Source organism: Kitasatospora sp. NPDC048286, from assembly GCF_043201735.1.
Classification (GTDB): Bacteria; Actinomycetota; Actinomycetes; order Streptomycetales; family Streptomycetaceae; genus Kitasatospora.
The window spans coordinates 124440-139258 of the sequence record NZ_JBICZE010000013.1 but is presented as its reverse complement, the minus strand read 5'-3'; the positions used below and the strand labels follow the sequence as shown (position 1 = coordinate 139258).

The following is a 14819-nucleotide window of genomic DNA, read 5'->3' as shown; positions in this document are numbered from 1 at the left end:
CTCCCCCGGGGAGCCGCCACGACCGCACCGACCCACCTGCCCCGCCGCGGAGTCCGCCGCAACCGGGGCACCCGTTCCGAAGGGAAGACCATGCTCGTCCGGATCGACCAGGAAAAGTGCTGCGGCGCCGGGAGCTGCGTGCTCGCCGCCCCCGACGTCTTCGACCAGCGCGACGAGGACGGCATCGTCGTCCTGCTCGACGCCCGGCCGCCCGCCGGGCTCCACCAGGCCGTCCGGGACGCCGCCGCGGTCTGCCCGGCCTCGGCGATCCAGCTGGAGCAGGTGTGACCGCACTGCGGGAGGTGGCCGTGGTCGGCGCGGGCGCGGCCGGGCTGCACGCCGTCGAGGCGCTGCGCCGGTCCGGCTACGACGGCCGCCTCACCCTGATCGGGGCCGAGCCCGAACCGCCGTACGACCGGCCGCCGTTGTCCAAGCACGTGCTCGGCGGCGAGTGGCAGCCCGAGCGCCTGGCCCTGCGCGGCCCCGAGGCGCTGGACGAGCTCAGGCTCGACCTGCGCCTCGGGGTCAGGGCCGAGCGGCTGGACCGCCGGGAACGGACCGTGCTGCTCTCCGACGGCCGGACGGTGCGCTGCGACGCCGTCATCCTGGCCACCGGGGTCCGCCCGCGCCGGCTGCCCGGCGCCGACGCGCCGCGGCCCGGGGCGCACGTGCTGCGCACCCTCGCCGACGCCCTCGCCCTGCGCGAGGAACTGAACCCGGGCGTACGGCTGTTGGTGGTCGGCGGCGGGCTGCTCGGCGCCGAGGCGGCGGCCACCGCCGTCGGGCTCGGCGCCGAGGTCACCTGGCTGACCTCCACCGCCACGCCGCTGGCCGCCGTCCTGGGCACCGAGACGGCCGCGCTGCTGGCCGGCCTGCACCGCGAGCACGGGGTGCGGCTCCACCGGGGCGTGGCCACCGCGCTGCTCGAACGGCGCGGCCGGGCCGCGGGCGTCCGGCTGGCCGACGGCTCCGAACTGGCGGCCGACGCCGTGCTGATGGCCGTCGGGTCCGAACCGGCCACCGAGTGGCTGGCCGGCAGCGGCGTCCCGCTGGACGACGGCGTGGTCTGCGACGCCTACTGCGCCGCCGGCCCCGGCGTCTGGGCGGCCGGGGACGCCGCCTCCTGGCCCGACCCGCGCACCGGTCGGCACCGGCGCGTCGAACAGCGCACCAACGCCTCCGAGCAGGCCATGCACGCGGCCCGGAACCTGCTGGCCGGCCCGGACGGCGCCCGCCAGGCCTACCGGCCGGTCCCGTACCTGTGGACCGACCAGTACGGGCTGCGGGTCCAGGTGTTCGGCCGGCCCGGCGGCGCCGAGCACTTCGAGGTGGTCGACGGCAGCCTGGCGGAACACCGCTTCGCCGCCGTCTGCGTCAAGGACGGCCTGGTCAGCGGCGCGGTGGGGATCGCCTCCGCCCGGGCGCTGCGCGGGCTGCGCGCCCAGGTGGCGGCGCACGGCCCGTGGCCGCCCGAGCCGGTCCGGACGCCCGAGCCGGTCGGGGCGCCGGAACCGGCCTGAGGGCCCGAGCCTGTCCGAGGGCCCGGCTGCCCGAACCGGCCCGAGGGCCCGGGCCGGGGGCAGTGCGCCCGCCAACCGGGCGAGGCGGCGGGCGGCCCGGCATGGTGCGAGGACCCTGGCCGCCCGGGCCCGGAGACTGGTGGCCGCCGCCGGGACCGGTGGCCCGCCGCCGGCCAGGGGAGAACGCATGGACGACCGCGACCGCAGCCGCCGAACCGCCCGGGAGCCCGCTCCGATCCCCGGAGTGAGCCCCCGGGCCGGGGTCCTGGGCACCGCCCTGGCCGCCGTGCTCGCCTTCTCGCTCTCCTCCGGCTCCTGGCAGTGGTTCTCCAGCTACATCGGGCTGACCCTCCTCGCCGTGGTGCTCTCCTCCACCCACCCACCGAGCCGCGCCACGGACGCCGGGGCCGGCTACGCCCGGAACCTGGCCGCCTACACGCTGGTCATCGGCCTGACCGTGGCCCTCACGCTGGCCCCCGCGATGCAGCGCTGGCCCTGGCTCTTCCCGATGCCGGGCACCCGAGGTGACTGTCCCCACCTGGGCGACTACGCGCGGCTGCAGGCCCAGGCCGCCCTCGGCGACCTGGCCGCCCGGGACGGCGCCGCGCTCGCCGCCGCCCAGGAGCAGCAGGCCGGTCACGCCGTCGCCGACTGCCTGGCCGCCACCACCACGCTCTGGCTGCCGGTCTACGCGCTGGGCGCGGCGCTGCTGGCCGCGGTCGTCGTCGTGCTGCTGGACCGGGCCCGCACCCGTCGGCAGCCGTCCGGGGCCGCGGCGGGATGACGGGCCGCACCCGCTCGCCCACCGTCGGCGGCCTACCGGTCGAACGGCCTTCGGACTATCGTTAGTTGGCGGAAGCTATCGAAATCCCCACTCCGACCGGGCGGCCCGCCGAGCGGCCGGGCCCGGCCCAGGCCCGGGCGGCCGGCAGGAGGCAGCGGTGGCGACACGACTCTCCGACAGCGGCAGGACGGGGCGGCTGCGCCCGGCCCGTACCGGGGTGGCACCGGACCACCCCCGGTACAAGTGGGTGGCCCTGTCCAACACCACGCTCGGCACCCTCATCGCCACCATCAACGCCTCGATCGTGCTGATCTCGCTGCCCGCGATCTTCAACGGCATCGACCTGGACCCGCTCCGGCCGGGCAACGTCAGCTACCTGCTGTGGATGCTGATGGGCTACATGCTGGTCACCGCCGTCCTGGTGGTCACCCTCGGCAGGCTGGGCGACATCCACGGCCGGGTGCGGATCTACAACGCCGGCTTCCTGGTCTTCACCCTGACCTCGGTGGCGCTCTCCCTCGACCCGCTGCACGGCGCGGCGGGGGCACTGTGGCTGATCGGCTGGCGGGTGGTGCAGGCGGTCGGCGGCTCGATGCTGATGGCCAACTCCGCCGCGATCATCACCGACGCCTTCCCGGCCGACCGGCGCGGCACCGCGCTCGGCGTCAACATCGTCGCCGGCATCGCCGGTTCCTTCATCGGACTGGTCCTCGGCGGGCTCCTGGCCGAGTGGAACTGGCGGTCGATCTTCTGGGTCAATGTGCCGATCGGCCTGCTCGGCACGGTCTGGGCCTACCGGTCGCTACGCGACACCGGAGTGCGCAAGCCGGCCCGGATCGACTGGTGGGGCAACATCACCTTCGCCGTCGGACTGACCGCCCTGCTCGCCGCGATCACCTACGGCATCCAGCCGTACGGCGGCCACACCATGGGCTGGACCAGCCCCTGGGTACTGGCCGGGCTGTTCGGCGGGGTGGCACTGCTGGCCGGCTTCTGCCTGATCGAGTCCCGGACCGCCGAGCCGATGTTCCCGCTCTCGCTCTTCCGCGACCCGGTCTTCGCGGGCGGCAACGCCGCCACCCTGCTGGGCTCGATCGCCCGCGGCGGGCTGCAGTTCATGCTGATCATCTGGCTCCAGGGCATCTGGCTGCCGCTGCACGGCTACGACTACGCCGACACCCCGCTGTGGGCCGGCATCTACCTCGTCCCGCTGACCGTCGGATTCCTGGCCGCCGGGCCGATCTCGGGCTACCTGTCGGACCGCGCCGGGGCCCGGCTCTTCGCCGCCGGCGGGCTGGTGGTGATGGCGCTCTCCTTCGCCGGGCTGCTCCTGCTGCCCACCGACTTCGGCTACCCGTGGTTCGCCCTGCTGGTGTTCCTCAACGGCCTGGGCGGCGGCCTGTTCGCCGCCCCCAACACCTCGCTGATCATGTCGAGCGTCCCGGCCGCGGCCCGCGGCGCCGCCTCCGGCATGCGGGCCACCTTCCAGAACGCCGGCATGGTGCTGTCGATCGGCGTCTTCTTCTCCCTGATGGTGGCAGGCCTGGCCGGTTCGCTGCCGCACACCCTCACCGCCGGACTGACCGCCCAGGGCGTACCCGCCGCCGACGCCCGCACCATCGCCTCGCTGCCGCCGGTGGGCACCCTGTTCGCGGCCTTCCTCGGCTACAACCCGATCCAGCAACTCCTCGGCCCGCACGTGCTCGGCCAGTTGCCGCCGGACAACGTCCGGACGCTGACCGGCCGGGAGTTCTTCCCCCAGCTGATCTCCGGCCCCTTCCACGACGGGCTGGTGGTGGTGTTCTGGCTGGCGATCGCGATGTCGCTGGTCGCCGCGGCCGCCTCGCTGGTCCGCGGGCGGCCCCGGCCCGCCACCGGGGAAGCCGCCGACCCGCCGCCCGCCTCCGCCGCACCCGCCTCGGCACCGCCCGCCGCCGGGGCGACGGCGGCGACGAAGCGACCGGCCCCCACCACCCCGCCGACCCCACCGACCTCGCCGACCGAGGAGCACGGACCGTGAGCGCGGACGACGGAGGGCTCTCCGGCGAGGGCCTCTCCGCCGAAGCCGTGGTCCGGCTGCGGCTGGCGATAGGCCGGCTCAACCGCCAGCTGGTCCGCGCCTCCGGAGACCAGGACCTCACCGCCGCCCAGCTCTCCGCCCTGGCCCGGGTGGAGCAGCACGGGCCGCTGCGGCTCGGCGAACTCGCCGCCCGCGAGGGCGTGGCCGTCCCGTCCATGGTCCGCACCGTCGCCCCGCTGGTCACCGACGGCCTGGTCGCCAAGACCCCCGACCCGCAGGACGGACGCTCCCAGCTGCTCGCCCCCACCCCGCTCGGGCTGGAGACCCTCGCCAGGATCCGCCGCGAGCGCACCGCCCTGCTGGCCCGCCGCAGCACCCGGCTCACCCCCGAACAGTGCCGCGCCCTGGAGGCAGCCCTCCCCCTCCTGGAACTGCTCCTCGACGAACCCGCCACCCCCTGACCCGGCCCGGTCGCCGGGCCGGGCACCGGCTACCGCTGCTGCCCGGGCCAGGGCACCGAGGTCTCGACCGCGGCGGTGTAGTCGACGCCGGGGACGTCCCAGCCGTAGAGCTGCCGGAACTGGTTGTAGAACCAGGCCGATCCGGTCGGGTCGGCGGCCAGCGCGGCCGCCGGGTCGGCCCACAGCTCCCGCACCCGGTCCTGCACGGCGGCGTCGAGCTCCCAGTCGTCCAGGCGGATGCGGCCCTGGTCGTCCAGGGTGAGCTCCTTCGCGCCGGTCAGCTGCTCCCACAGGTCCACGGCCTGGTCGTCGGTGGTGCGCCAGCCGTCCTCGCCGAGGACGTTGCGCAGCAGCGAGGTGTAGAGGGCGATGGAGGGGATGGCGGTGGACGCCTGGGTGACGGCCGCGCCGGCGACGACGGTGAACGCCCGGCCGCGGTCGGCGAGCAGCCCGGTCCGCAGCTGCCCGGCGGTGGCCTCCAGGTGCTCCTTGGCGGCGCCGATCGTGCCCTGCCGGTAGACCGGCGCGGTGAGCTCGGAGCCGACGTAGGACAGCGCCACGGTGGTGAAGTCGGGGCCGAGCAGGTCCGCCTCGGCCAGGGCCCGCACCCACAGCTGCCAGTCCTCGCCGCCCATCACCTTGACGGTCGCCGCCCGCTCGGCCTCGTCGGCCGGGGCGAGGTCGACGGTGCCGATCAGCGGGGCGCCGTCCTCGAAGAGCAGGGACGGCGAGGTGTACGGGGCGCCGATCGCCTTGAGCACCGAGTGGTGGACCTCGCCGGTGGCCGGGTCGGTGCGCCGGGGCGAGGCGAGCGAGTAGACGAGGTAGTCGACCGGGCCGTAGCGCTCGGTGAGGAGCTTGAGCACCTCGGCGCGGGTGGCGTCGGCGTAGGCGTCGGCGTTGACGAAGGTGAAGTCGCCCCCGTCGCGTTCGACCAGGGCGGAGGTCGCGGCGGTGCGGTACCAGCCGGCGGTGGCGGTGCGCCGCTCGGTGGCGGCGGCCTCGTAGGCGACGCCGATGCCGCGGATGCCCTGGCGGCGCAGCCCGGCGAGCAGGATCGCCTGGCCGTAGCCGGCGCTGGCGCCGAGGACCAGGGCGACCGGGGCCCGGCCGGCCGGCGCCGCGGGCTCGATGCGCCGCCACTGGCGGTCGACGGTGGCTTCGCTGCCGGCCGGGTGGGAGTTGACGATCAGGTAGCCCCGCTGCTTGGGGGTGATCTGCTGGTTGCTCACGCGGTGGCGCCCTCTCCGATCCGAAGATCGTGATCATGGTGTCGGTCGTCCGGAGCCTATCCGCGCCGGCGGGCGCCACCGCTGCCCTGCCGTCACGAAGATGCCGCCCGCGCTTGTCGGAGGTCGTCATTGCGGTGGGCGTCCGCGTCGGCTACTCCGTCTCGTCTCCCCGGCGGTTCGCGGGGCCGGTCAGCGGGCCGCGCGCCCCGGGCGGTCCAGCCGCCAGACCACGGCGGTCCCGCTGCCGGCCGGGGCGACGGGCAGTGCCGCCGGCTCCTGCCGGAGTTCGGTGAAGCCCAGGCGGCGCGGGACGGCGGCGCTGGCGGTGTTGGCCCGGTCGTGCACGACCTCCAGGTACGCCACGTCCGGCAGGGTGAACATCTCCTCGGCCAGTGCGGCCACCGCCCGGGTGGCGAGGCCCCGGCCGGTGGCGGCCGGGTGCAGCCAGTAGCCGACGCGCCGGACGCCGGGCTCGTCCGCGCGGACGGTCTGGCACATGCCGACCGGGGTGCCGTCCTCGGCGATGGCGTAGGTGTAAACCTCGCCGCTCACCCACCAGGTGTCGCACCTGGCGAGCAGGGCCCGGGTGTGCTCCTCGTCGTGCCCGGCCACCCAGGACTCCCAGGGCCGCAGGTGGTCGAGGGACTCCTCGATCAGCGTGAAGGCCGCCGTGAAGTCGCGTTGCCCCTGCCAGCGTCGCAGCGCGAAGGCCCCGCAGTCGATGACGTCCCTCGGTCGCACCATGTCGGACCCTGTCCTCTCCGGCCCGGATCGACTCCGCAGCCCGTCGTCGACTTCCGTTTACCGTGCGGCTGGTGGGTGTCAGTGGCCGCCCCTCGGCTCGTCGCAGCCGCGGTGATCCGGGTAGCCGTTGAAGGCCTCCACCCGGGTGGAGTCGGGGATCATCGTCCCGGTCAGGCACATCCCGGGGGCCTCGACGAGGAAACGGACCGCGGTGCGTGAGACGGCGTACACGTTCGTCTTCTCCGCCGGGTAGCCGAGGCCGGCGAGCCGGCCGCGGGTGCCCTCCGGGGTGTAGTCGTTGCCCATGCGCAGCGGTTCGAGCGCCTCCTTGACGCGCTGGGCGGCCGCCAGTCCGTCGCAGCGGCTCTGACCGCGCAGCGGGAGGGGCATCTTGAAGCCGTGGTTCTCGGCGTAGTGGTCGGGCGGCAGGGTGGGCGCGGCCGTGGAGCCCGCCGTACGGGTGGGGGTGGGGGTCGGGGTCTCGCCGGGGCAGGGGAAGTCGACCGGCTTGCCCTGGGCCAGGGTCGCGGCCGTCGTCGGCGTGCCGGTGCCCGCGTCCTGGGCGCCGGCACCCACGTGTCTCGTCCCGCACCCCGCCGCCAGCACGGCGAGCGCCGCCAGTGCCGGTATGCCGAGGCGCCCCCGCCGGGTCCTGATCGTCGTCATCCCGCGATGATGCCCCGGCCGGCCGACCCGCGTCACCCCTTCGCACCGCGCGCCCGCACCGCGCGGCCGACCACGCCCGTTCCGCCGTTGGAGTGCTCTGCCGACGCCCGGCGCGGCAACCGCAGCACTCGGCCGCCCCGCGCGCCGCGCGGCCCACTAGGTTCCTGCCGTGGACGAAACCAGGGCTTCGAAGGGGCGCGAACCGTCCGCCGGCGAGCGCCTCACGGCCCGCCTGGACGGGCGGCTGCCGGTCACGGAGGCGGGCCGTGAGCTGCTGCGCAAGGTCTTCCCGGACCACTGGTCCTTCCTGCTCGGCGAACTCGCGCTGTACAGCTTCGTGGTGCTGCTGCTGACCGGCGTCTACCTGACGTTCTTCTTCCGGCCGAGCATGAACGAGGTGGTCTACCAGGGTGCCTACCTGCCGCTCAGCGGCGTACGGGTGTCCGAGGCGTACGCGTCCACCCTGCGGATCAGCTTCGAGGTGCGGGGCGGACTGCTGATCCGCCAGGTCCACCACTGGTCGGCGCTGCTGTTCGCCTCGGCGATCGGCGTGCACCTGCTGCGGGTGTTCTTCACCGGGGCGTTCCGCCGCCCGCGCGAGCTCAACTGGGTGATCGGGGTGACGCTGTTCAACCTCGCGCTGCTGGAGGGGTTCTCCGGCTACTCGCTGCCCGACGACACCCTCTCCGGCACCGGACTGCGGATCGCCGAGGGCGTGCTGCTCTCGGTGCCGCTGGTCGGCAGCCACCTCACCCTGTTCGCGTTCGGCGGCCAGTTCCCCGGGACCGAGATCATCCCCCGGCTGTTCACCGTGCACGTCCTGCTGGTCCCGGGCCTGCTGCTGGCCCTGGTCGGGGCGCACCTGACGCTGGTGGTGGTGCTGAAGCACACCCACTGGGCCGCACCCGGCCGCACCAACCGCAACGTGGTGGGGATGCCGTTCTTCCCCCAGTTCCTCACCCGTACGGTGGGTCTGATGTTCGCGGTGGGCGGCGTGATGGCGCTGTCGGCCTTCCTCGCCGAGGTCAACCCGATCTGGCGGTACGGCTCCTACCGCCCCGACGTGGTCGGGACGGGCGCGCAGCCGGACTGGTACATCGGCTTCATCGAGGGGGCGCTGCGGCTGATGCCGGCCGCGGAGACCAGGGTGTTCGGGCACACCGTGTCCTGGAACGTCTTCCTGCCCGCCCTGGTGGTGCCCGGCCTGCTGTTCGCGGCGCTGTACGCCTACCCCTTCGTCGAGCGGTGGCTCGACGCCGACACCGGCGAGCACCACCTGTGCGACCGTCCGCGCAACCGGCCCACCCGCACCGCGCTGGGCACCGCCGGGATCACCGTCTACGCGGTGCTGCTGGTCGCCGGCGGCAACGACGTGATCGCGTACACCTTCGAGGTCTCCGTCAACGCGCTCACCGTGGCGCTGCGGACGGCGCTGATCGTGCTGCCGCCGGTGGTCTTCCTGCTCACCCGGCGCCTCTGCCTGGCCCTGCAGGCCAGGGACCGCGCCCGGCTGCTGGACGGCGACGAGACCGGCCGGATCGACCAGTCGCAGGACGGCGGCTTCTCCGGCCACCACCGCCCGGTGCCCGAGGCCGAGCGGTACGTGCTGCTGGCGCGCGCCGCGGACGAGCCGGTCACCGCCGCCGAGGGGGCGCCGCGGCACGAGCGGGTCCGGGCCGCGGCGAGCTCCTGGTTCCACCGCGACCGGGTCGAACTCCCCTCCACCGAACGGGAGTCGGAGCGGATGACGGCCGTCCTCACCGCCCCGGCCCACCCCGCTCCCCCGGCCGTCCGGGCGCCCGAGCCCACCCCGGGCGGCCCGCTCCGACGGGTGCTGCGCCGGCTCAGCCCGCGCCGTGGTCGCGGTACTGGAAGATGAAGCCGGCGACGGCGAGCGCGAGGACCAGGGCGCCGACGACGATCAGCCACCGGGCGAAGACCAGCCCCAGGGCGAAGACCGTCACCCCGACCGCCGCGAGCACCGGGTAGCCGCTGCGGGCCGGGAAGAACCCCACCGGCCCGGCGGTCTCCGCGATCTCGGCCTCCTTGCGGTCCTGCGCCCGGCCGCCGCCCAGCCGCTGGTGCTGGACGAACCAGAACAGCGCGACCAGACCGGACATCAGGAACGCCACCGTCAGGATCGCCTTGCCGGCCGGCTCCCGGGCCCAGAAGCCGTAGACGAGTCCGGTCACCGCGAAGAACGCCGTCATGACGGCGAACAGCCACCCCTCCGCCTTCACCGACCGCTCCCCCACTCGCCGCCGCGGCCCCGCAGCGCACCGGAGCCGCCGCCCGAGGCCTCCTCCGACGGCACCTCCGGATGGTGCAGGTCGAAGGCGGGCGACTCGGAGCGGATCCGGGGCAGCGCGTGGAAGTTGTGCGACGGCGGCGGGCAGGAGGTGGCCCACTCCAGCGACCGGCCCCAGCCCCACGGGTCGTCCTCGGCGGTCTTCTGGCCGTACCTGGTGGTCCGCCAGACGTTGTAGAAGAACGGCAGGTTGGAGACCCCGAGCAGGAACGAGCCGATCGAGGCGCACACGTTCAGGGCGGTGAAGTCGTCGACCGGCAGGTAGCCGGCGTAGCGGCGCGGCATCCCCTGGGCGCCGAGCCAGTGCATCACCAGGAAGGTGGTCTGGAACCCCGTGAACAGGATCCAGAAGTGGATCTTGCCGAGCCTCTCGTCGAGCAGCTTCCCGGTGAGCTTCGGCCACCAGAAGTAGAAGCCCCCGAAGGTCGCGAAGACGACCGTGCCGAACAGCACGTAGTGCAGGTGGGCCACCACGAAGTAGCTGTCGGTGACGTGGAAGTCGATCGGCGGCGCGGCCAGCAGCACCCCGCTCAGCCCGCCGAACAGGAAGGTCACCATGAAACCGATCGACCAGAGCATCGGGGTCTCGAAGGACAGCGAGCCGTTCCACATCGTCCCGACCCAGTTGAAGAACTTCACCCCGGTGGGCACCGCGATCAGGAACGACATCAGCGCGAAGAACGGCAGCAGCACCTGGCCGGTGGCGAACATGTGGTGCGCCCACACCGACATGGACAGCGCGGTGATGGCGATCGTCGCGCCGATCATCCCGTAGTAGCCGAACAGCGGTTTGCGGCTGAACACCGGGATGATCTCGCTGATGATGCCGAAGAACGGCACCGCGACGATGTACACCTCCGGGTGGCCGAAGAACCAGAACAGGTGCTGCCACAGCAGCGCCCCGCCGTTCGCCGCGTCGAAGGCGTGGGCGCCGAACTTGCGGTCCGCCTCCAGGCAGAGCAGCGCGGCGGTCAGCACCGGGAAGGCCAGCAGCACCATGACGGAGGTGAACAGCACGTTCCAGGTGAAGATCGGCATCCGGAACAGCGTCATGCCCGGCGCCCGCAGGCAGGTGATGGTGGTGACGAAGTTGACCGAGCCCAGGATGGTGCCGAGGCCGGCCACCACCAGCCCGAACGCCCACAGGTCCCCGCCCGCCCCGGGCGAGAACAGCGGACCGTTCAGCGGCGCGTACGCGAACCAGCCGAACGAGGGCGCGCCCTGGGTGGTGAGGAAGCCGCTCAGCACCATCAGCCCGCCCAGCAGGAAGGCCCAGTAGGTGAAGGCGTTCAGCCGGGGGAAGGCGACGTCCGGCGAGCCGATCTGCAGGGGCATGATCGCGTTGGCGAACCCGGCGAAGGTCGGGGTGGCGAACAGCAGCAGCATGATCGTGCCGTGCATGGTGAACAGCTGGTTGTACCGCTCGTTCGACAGCAGCCCGGTGTCCGGCCCCATCAGCTGGGCCCGCATCAGCAGCGCGAGCACGCCCCCGACCAGGAAGAAGCCGAAGGCCGTCGCCAGGTAGAGGTTCCCGATGACCTTGTGGTCCGTGGTGAACAGCCAGCGCAGCAGCGTGCTGCCCTGCCGGACCCGCGCCCGGGTGCGGTCCTGCGCACGGGGCGGCGCGGTGGACGAAGCGCTCATGGAACCTCCGCTACGGAGCCGGTGACGCCCCCGGTCACGGCGCCGACCCCTCCCCGGAACGGCGGAGGGCCCGCCCTCGCACGCCATCGCCGACCCTAGCGGCGGCGGCCCCGGCGGCCGGGGCGCCACGCGGTACCTTCGACCGGGTGGCGCCGCCGTCCCCGGGGGCGCGTCGGGCTCAGCGCTCCCGCAGGTCGGGGACCACCTCGCGCAGGCGCTCGGCGCCGATCGCGCCCGCCCGCAGCAGGACCGGCACCTCGCCGGTGATGTCCACGATCGAGGAGGGCACGGCGGCCGCGGTCGGGCCCCCGTCGAGGTAGACGGCCACCGAGTCGCCGAGCATGCCCTGGGCGGCGTCGCAGTCCTGCGGCGAGTCCTGCCCGGTCAGGTTCGCGCTGGAGACGGCCAACGGCCCGGTGGCTTCGAGCAGTTCGATGGCGACCGGGTGCGCGGGCATCCGCACCGCGACCGTTCCGCCGGTCTCGCCGAGGTCCAGCTCGACCGACGCCAGGTGGCGGGCGACCACCGTCAGCCCGCCCGGCCAGAACTCCTTGACCAGGTCCCGCGCGCGCTCCGTCACCTCGACCAGCCCGTCCAGCGCCTCCGGGGAGCCGACCAGCACCGGCGAGGGCATGTTCCGCCCCCGGCCCTTGGCCCGCAGCAGGCGGTCGACCGCCTCCGGCGCGAAGGCGTCCGCGCCCACCCCGTACACGGTGTCCGTAGGCAGCACCACGAGTTCACCGCGGCGCACCGCAGCCACGGCCTCGCGCAGCCCGGCCGCGCGCTCGGACGGGTTCGAGCAGTCAAAACGACGAGTCATCAGGGGTCTCCACCGGCGGGCCGCCGGCCCGCACCGTTCCTCCGGCCCGGCCACCTCTCCGGCCGGACACGACCTGGTCAGCCTACCCTTCCCGGGTCCGCGGCCCGGCGGCGGTGGGTGCCTCCCCCTCGGCCGCTCGGGTGGCACGGGACGACGGCGCGGCACCGGGCCGTCCTTCCCGGGGGCGGGTACCGGCGGCCGGACGTAGGTTGCCGACATGACCAGTGACGAGACGGTCCCGGCCGTGGGAGTGCGCCCGGTGGACGAGGTGTTCGCCGCGATCGACAAGGTCAACCGGCGGCCCCGGCCCTGGAGCGGCTTCGAGCACGGCGTGCTCGGCGCCTACCGGTGGGCCGCCGGCGCCCAGATCGCGGCACCGGTCACCGCCGCCGCCACGGCCGCCGCCACCGACGGCGCCACCGGCCCGTGCCACGCCCAGCTGCTGGCCGAGTGCCAGGCCGCCGCCGTCCACCTCCACCGGGTCCGCGCCCAGGGCTCGGACCACAGCTACGTGCTCGGCGTCCACCGGGCACTGGCCTGGCTCTGCGGACTGCACGAGGACCGCCCCTGATCGGGGGCGGTCCTGAGACTCACGGCACTGGACGACTCACGGCGCTGAACAGGGGTCAGACCGGGTCAGTAGTAGTGGCGGCGGCCGCCGACGGCGTGTCCGAGCGCCCCGACGACCCACAGGACCAGACCGATGGCGACCAGCACGATGCCGATGGTCCAGAGGATCGCGATGCCGGTGACGAAGCCGATGACGAGCAGGATGACGCCGAGGATTATCACGAGGGTCTCCCTGGTTGACGGGTGGCTGGCGGCGGGGGCGGCCCTCGTCGGCTCGAACCGGCCGGGCCGTCCCCGGGAAACCGGGCCGGTCTCGCCGGCCCGTCTCCACACCCCACGCGTGTACCGCGGTACGGCTGGGGCAAACCGGGCGGCCACTCCCCTCAGCGCCGGTGGCGGCTCAGCGCCGGTGGCGGCCGCCCCGGCGGCGGGGCGGGGCGGCCACCCGGGGTGCGGGCAGGAAGAGCCGGGCCAGCTCGCGTCCCAGGTTGACGCCGATGGCGAGGGCCATCGCCATCGCGCCGGCCCGGCCGATGAGGCTCAGCCCGGCCTCGGGCTCGCCCCGGACGAAGGCGAGCATCCCGAAGTACAGCACCGAGCCGGGCAGCAGCGGGCCCAGTGCGGCGGTGATGTGCGGCAGCGCCGAGCTGCCCCGGCAGCGCGCCATGAGCTGGCCGGAGAGGCCCACCAGCCCGGCGGCCAGGCCGGTGGCCAGGATCGGCTGGCCGCCCGCGTTCACCAGCACCCCGTACGTGGTCCAGCCGGCCGCGCTGTTCAGCAGGACCGCCGGCAGCGTGGCCGGCTCGGTGTTCAGCATGACGGCGAAAGCCAGGGTGAGCAGCACCGCGGCGGCGAGCTGCAGCGGCGGGTTCACCGCCCCGGGCGGGACGTCCTGGGCGGCGAGGTCGGCGCCGTTGTTGACGCCGACGTAGAGCACCGTCATCACCCCGATGACCACGCCGGCCATCAGGTACAGCGCCTCGAGCAGCCGGGCGGCGGCGGTGAGGTAGAAGCCCGCCAGGCCGTCCTGGGCCGCGGCCACCATGGGCCACCCGGGCAGCACCGCGTACAGCCCTCCGGTGATCACCACCGAGCCGCGTAGGTGCAGCCCGTTGAACGAGAGCAGGATGCCGATCACGGCGGCGGGCACCGCCGCCACCACGAACTGGTAGAACGCCGGGAGGTCGTGGCGTGCCACCAGCGCCGAGCACCGCTCGCCCGTCAGCGCGGCGACGACGGCGCTGGCGAACACCAGCCAGGCCCGGGCGTCGGCCCGGCCGCCGATCAGCAGGGTGGCGGCCCCGGCCATCCCCCCGCAGGAGAGCACGAACAGCCGCCCGGAGTAGCGGCGGCTGTTCCGGCGGGCCGCCAGCAGGTGTCGGTGCGCCTCGGGGACGGTCATCCCGCCCACGGCGATCCCGGTGACCAGCCGGAACACGGCGGCCAGCCGCGCGTAGTCGACGGACGGGCGGCGGACGGAGCACTCGGCCGTCAGCGAGGGCTCCGACGGCCCGGGCTGGTACGAGATCGCCACCCGGGTGAAGGTGACCTGCGGGTCGCACGGGTGGAGCCGGTAGGCGTGGGCGACGGCCAGCATGGCGGCCTCGACGTCCTCCGCCGCCTCGCCGCTGGCCAGCAGCAGCTCGCCGACCAGCAGCGCGAGGTCCAGCACCTGAGCCGGCTCGACACCCGCCGGCGGATCCGCGCCGGCGCCCTCCGGCGCGGGCCTCCGGTCGGCCGTCGGGGTGCGCAGCAGTGGCAGCATCATGTCGGGCCAGGGGGCCGCGGTGGCGTCACCCTCGGGGCCGGGACGGGCGCCTGGCTCGCGCCGTCCGGGCGCGGGGGCCTGGGGCGGCACCCGTTCGGGCCGGGTGGGGTGTCCTTCCGGGCCGGCGGGCGCGCCGAGCTGCTCGTGTTCCGTCATCGCGACTCCCTGACCCCACCCCCTCCGTCACCATCGTGCAGCCCTTCAACTACCCGGAGTGACGCTGCGACGAACGCGCCACACCCGGCACACCCGTCCGAACCGGAGCACGACCGGCCGTACACG

At 74.5% G+C, this 14819-nt stretch carries 15 protein-coding genes; 7 read left to right on the top strand and 8 right to left on the bottom strand.

What is annotated here, in order from left to right:
- Positions 1-90 precede the first annotated feature (90 nt).
- The 5 genes from ACGF13_RS29005 to ACGF13_RS28985 all read left to right on the top strand — a co-directional run bounded on the left by ACGF13_RS29005 (position 91) and on the right by ACGF13_RS28985 (position 4785).
- Positions 91-288: a ferredoxin gene (locus ACGF13_RS29005; protein ID WP_392880804.1), complete on the top strand. Its 198-nt coding sequence runs from the start codon at positions 91-93 to the stop codon at positions 286-288.
- Entirely contained in the window at positions 285-1520 is a 1236-nt protein-coding gene (locus tag ACGF13_RS29000) for an NAD(P)/FAD-dependent oxidoreductase (protein ID WP_392880585.1), read from the top strand. The genes ACGF13_RS29005 and ACGF13_RS29000 overlap by 4 nt, the downstream gene beginning before the upstream one ends.
- A 187-nt stretch (positions 1521-1707) precedes the next feature.
- Positions 1708-2304 carry a hypothetical protein gene (locus tag ACGF13_RS28995; protein ID WP_392880582.1) on the top strand — a complete coding sequence of 199 codons (597 nt, stop codon included), beginning with the start codon at positions 1708-1710 and terminating at the stop codon, positions 2302-2304.
- Between the two features lie 157 nt (positions 2305-2461).
- Complete coding sequence (locus ACGF13_RS28990; protein ID WP_392880580.1) at positions 2462-4324, top strand: MFS transporter; 1863 nt, start codon at positions 2462-2464, stop codon at positions 4322-4324.
- Entirely contained in the window at positions 4321-4785 is a 465-nt protein-coding gene (locus ACGF13_RS28985; protein ID WP_392880578.1) for a MarR family winged helix-turn-helix transcriptional regulator, read from the top strand. The genes ACGF13_RS28990 and ACGF13_RS28985 overlap by 4 nt, the downstream gene beginning before the upstream one ends.
- 29 nt (positions 4786-4814) lie before the next feature.
- Here ACGF13_RS28985 and ACGF13_RS28980 read toward each other — a convergent pair whose 3' ends face one another.
- The 3 genes from ACGF13_RS28980 to ACGF13_RS28970 form a co-directional block, all read right to left on the bottom strand.
- A complete protein-coding gene (locus ACGF13_RS28980) occupies positions 4815-6017 on the bottom strand; it encodes an enoyl-[acyl-carrier-protein] reductase FabV (protein ID WP_392880575.1) in 1203 nt (400 codons plus the stop codon).
- Positions 6018-6206: 189 nt separating this feature from the next.
- Complete coding sequence (locus ACGF13_RS28975; RefSeq protein WP_392880572.1) at positions 6207-6761, bottom strand: GNAT family N-acetyltransferase; 555 nt, start codon at positions 6759-6761, stop codon at positions 6207-6209.
- Positions 6762-6839: 78 nt separating this feature from the next.
- Positions 6840-7427 (bottom strand): hypothetical protein, encoded by a 588-nt coding sequence (locus tag ACGF13_RS28970; protein WP_392880570.1) that lies wholly within the window; start codon positions 7425-7427, stop codon positions 6840-6842.
- 169 nt (positions 7428-7596) lie between these two features.
- On the opposite strand from ACGF13_RS28970, the gene ACGF13_RS28965 reads away from it, so the two are divergent.
- Positions 7597-9306, top strand: coding sequence for a cytochrome bc complex cytochrome b subunit (locus ACGF13_RS28965; protein ID WP_392880567.1), 1710 nt, complete (start codon positions 7597-7599; stop codon positions 9304-9306).
- Here the strand turns inward: ACGF13_RS28965 and ACGF13_RS28960 are convergent.
- The 3 genes from ACGF13_RS28960 to ACGF13_RS28950 all read right to left on the bottom strand — a co-directional run bounded on the left by ACGF13_RS28960 (position 9272) and on the right by ACGF13_RS28950 (position 12199).
- Complete coding sequence (locus ACGF13_RS28960; RefSeq protein ID WP_392880565.1) at positions 9272-9667, bottom strand: cytochrome c oxidase subunit 4; 396 nt, start codon at positions 9665-9667, stop codon at positions 9272-9274. The genes ACGF13_RS28965 and ACGF13_RS28960 overlap by 35 nt on opposite strands.
- Positions 9664-11379 carry a cytochrome c oxidase subunit I gene (gene ctaD, locus ACGF13_RS28955; protein WP_392880562.1) on the bottom strand — a complete coding sequence of 572 codons (1716 nt, stop codon included), beginning with the start codon at positions 11377-11379 and terminating at the stop codon, positions 9664-9666. The genes ACGF13_RS28960 and ctaD overlap by 4 nt, the downstream gene beginning before the upstream one ends.
- 178 nt (positions 11380-11557) lie before the next feature.
- Positions 11558-12199 carry an L-threonylcarbamoyladenylate synthase gene (locus ACGF13_RS28950; protein ID WP_392880560.1) on the bottom strand — a complete coding sequence of 214 codons (642 nt, stop codon included), beginning with the start codon at positions 12197-12199 and terminating at the stop codon, positions 11558-11560.
- Positions 12200-12416: 217 nt separating this feature from the next.
- Between ACGF13_RS28950 and ACGF13_RS28945 the strand changes: the two genes are divergently transcribed.
- Positions 12417-12770, top strand: coding sequence for a hypothetical protein (locus ACGF13_RS28945; RefSeq protein WP_392880557.1), 354 nt, complete (start codon positions 12417-12419; stop codon positions 12768-12770).
- Between the two features lie 65 nt (positions 12771-12835).
- Here the strand turns inward: ACGF13_RS28945 and ACGF13_RS28940 are convergent, their stop codons facing one another.
- A complete protein-coding gene (locus ACGF13_RS28940) occupies positions 12836-12991 on the bottom strand; it encodes a DUF6131 family protein (RefSeq protein ID WP_392880555.1) in 156 nt (51 codons plus the stop codon).
- Positions 12992-13169: 178 nt separating this feature from the next.
- Positions 13170-14693, bottom strand: a complete 1524-nt coding sequence (locus ACGF13_RS28935; RefSeq protein ID WP_392880552.1) for a threonine/serine exporter family protein — start codon at positions 14691-14693, stop codon at positions 13170-13172.
- Positions 14694-14819: the final 126 nt, after the last annotated feature.

Bases quoted from the DNA above. Each gene is read 5' to 3' on its own strand.
- ACGF13_RS29005 (WP_392880804.1), top strand. From the start codon at position 91: ATGCTCGTCCGGATCGACCAGGAAAAGTGCTGCGGCGCCGGGAGCTGC.
- ACGF13_RS28995 (WP_392880582.1), top strand. From the start codon at position 1,708: ATGGACGACCGCGACCGCAGCCGCCGAACCGCCCGGGAGCCCGCTCCG.
- ACGF13_RS28975 (WP_392880572.1), bottom strand. From the start codon at position 6,761: ATGGTGCGACCGAGGGACGTCATCGACTGCGGGGCCTTCGCGCTGCGA.
- ACGF13_RS28970 (WP_392880570.1), bottom strand. From the start codon at position 7,427: ATGACGACGATCAGGACCCGGCGGGGGCGCCTCGGCATACCGGCACTG.
- ctaD (WP_392880562.1), bottom strand. From the start codon at position 11,379: ATGAGCGCTTCGTCCACCGCGCCGCCCCGTGCGCAGGACCGCACCCGG.
- ACGF13_RS28950 (WP_392880560.1), bottom strand. From the start codon at position 12,199: ATGACTCGTCGTTTTGACTGCTCGAACCCGTCCGAGCGCGCGGCCGGG.
- ACGF13_RS28945 (WP_392880557.1), top strand. From the start codon at position 12,417: ATGACCAGTGACGAGACGGTCCCGGCCGTGGGAGTGCGCCCGGTGGAC.
- ACGF13_RS28935 (WP_392880552.1), bottom strand. From the start codon at position 14,693: ATGACGGAACACGAGCAGCTCGGCGCGCCCGCCGGCCCGGAAGGACAC.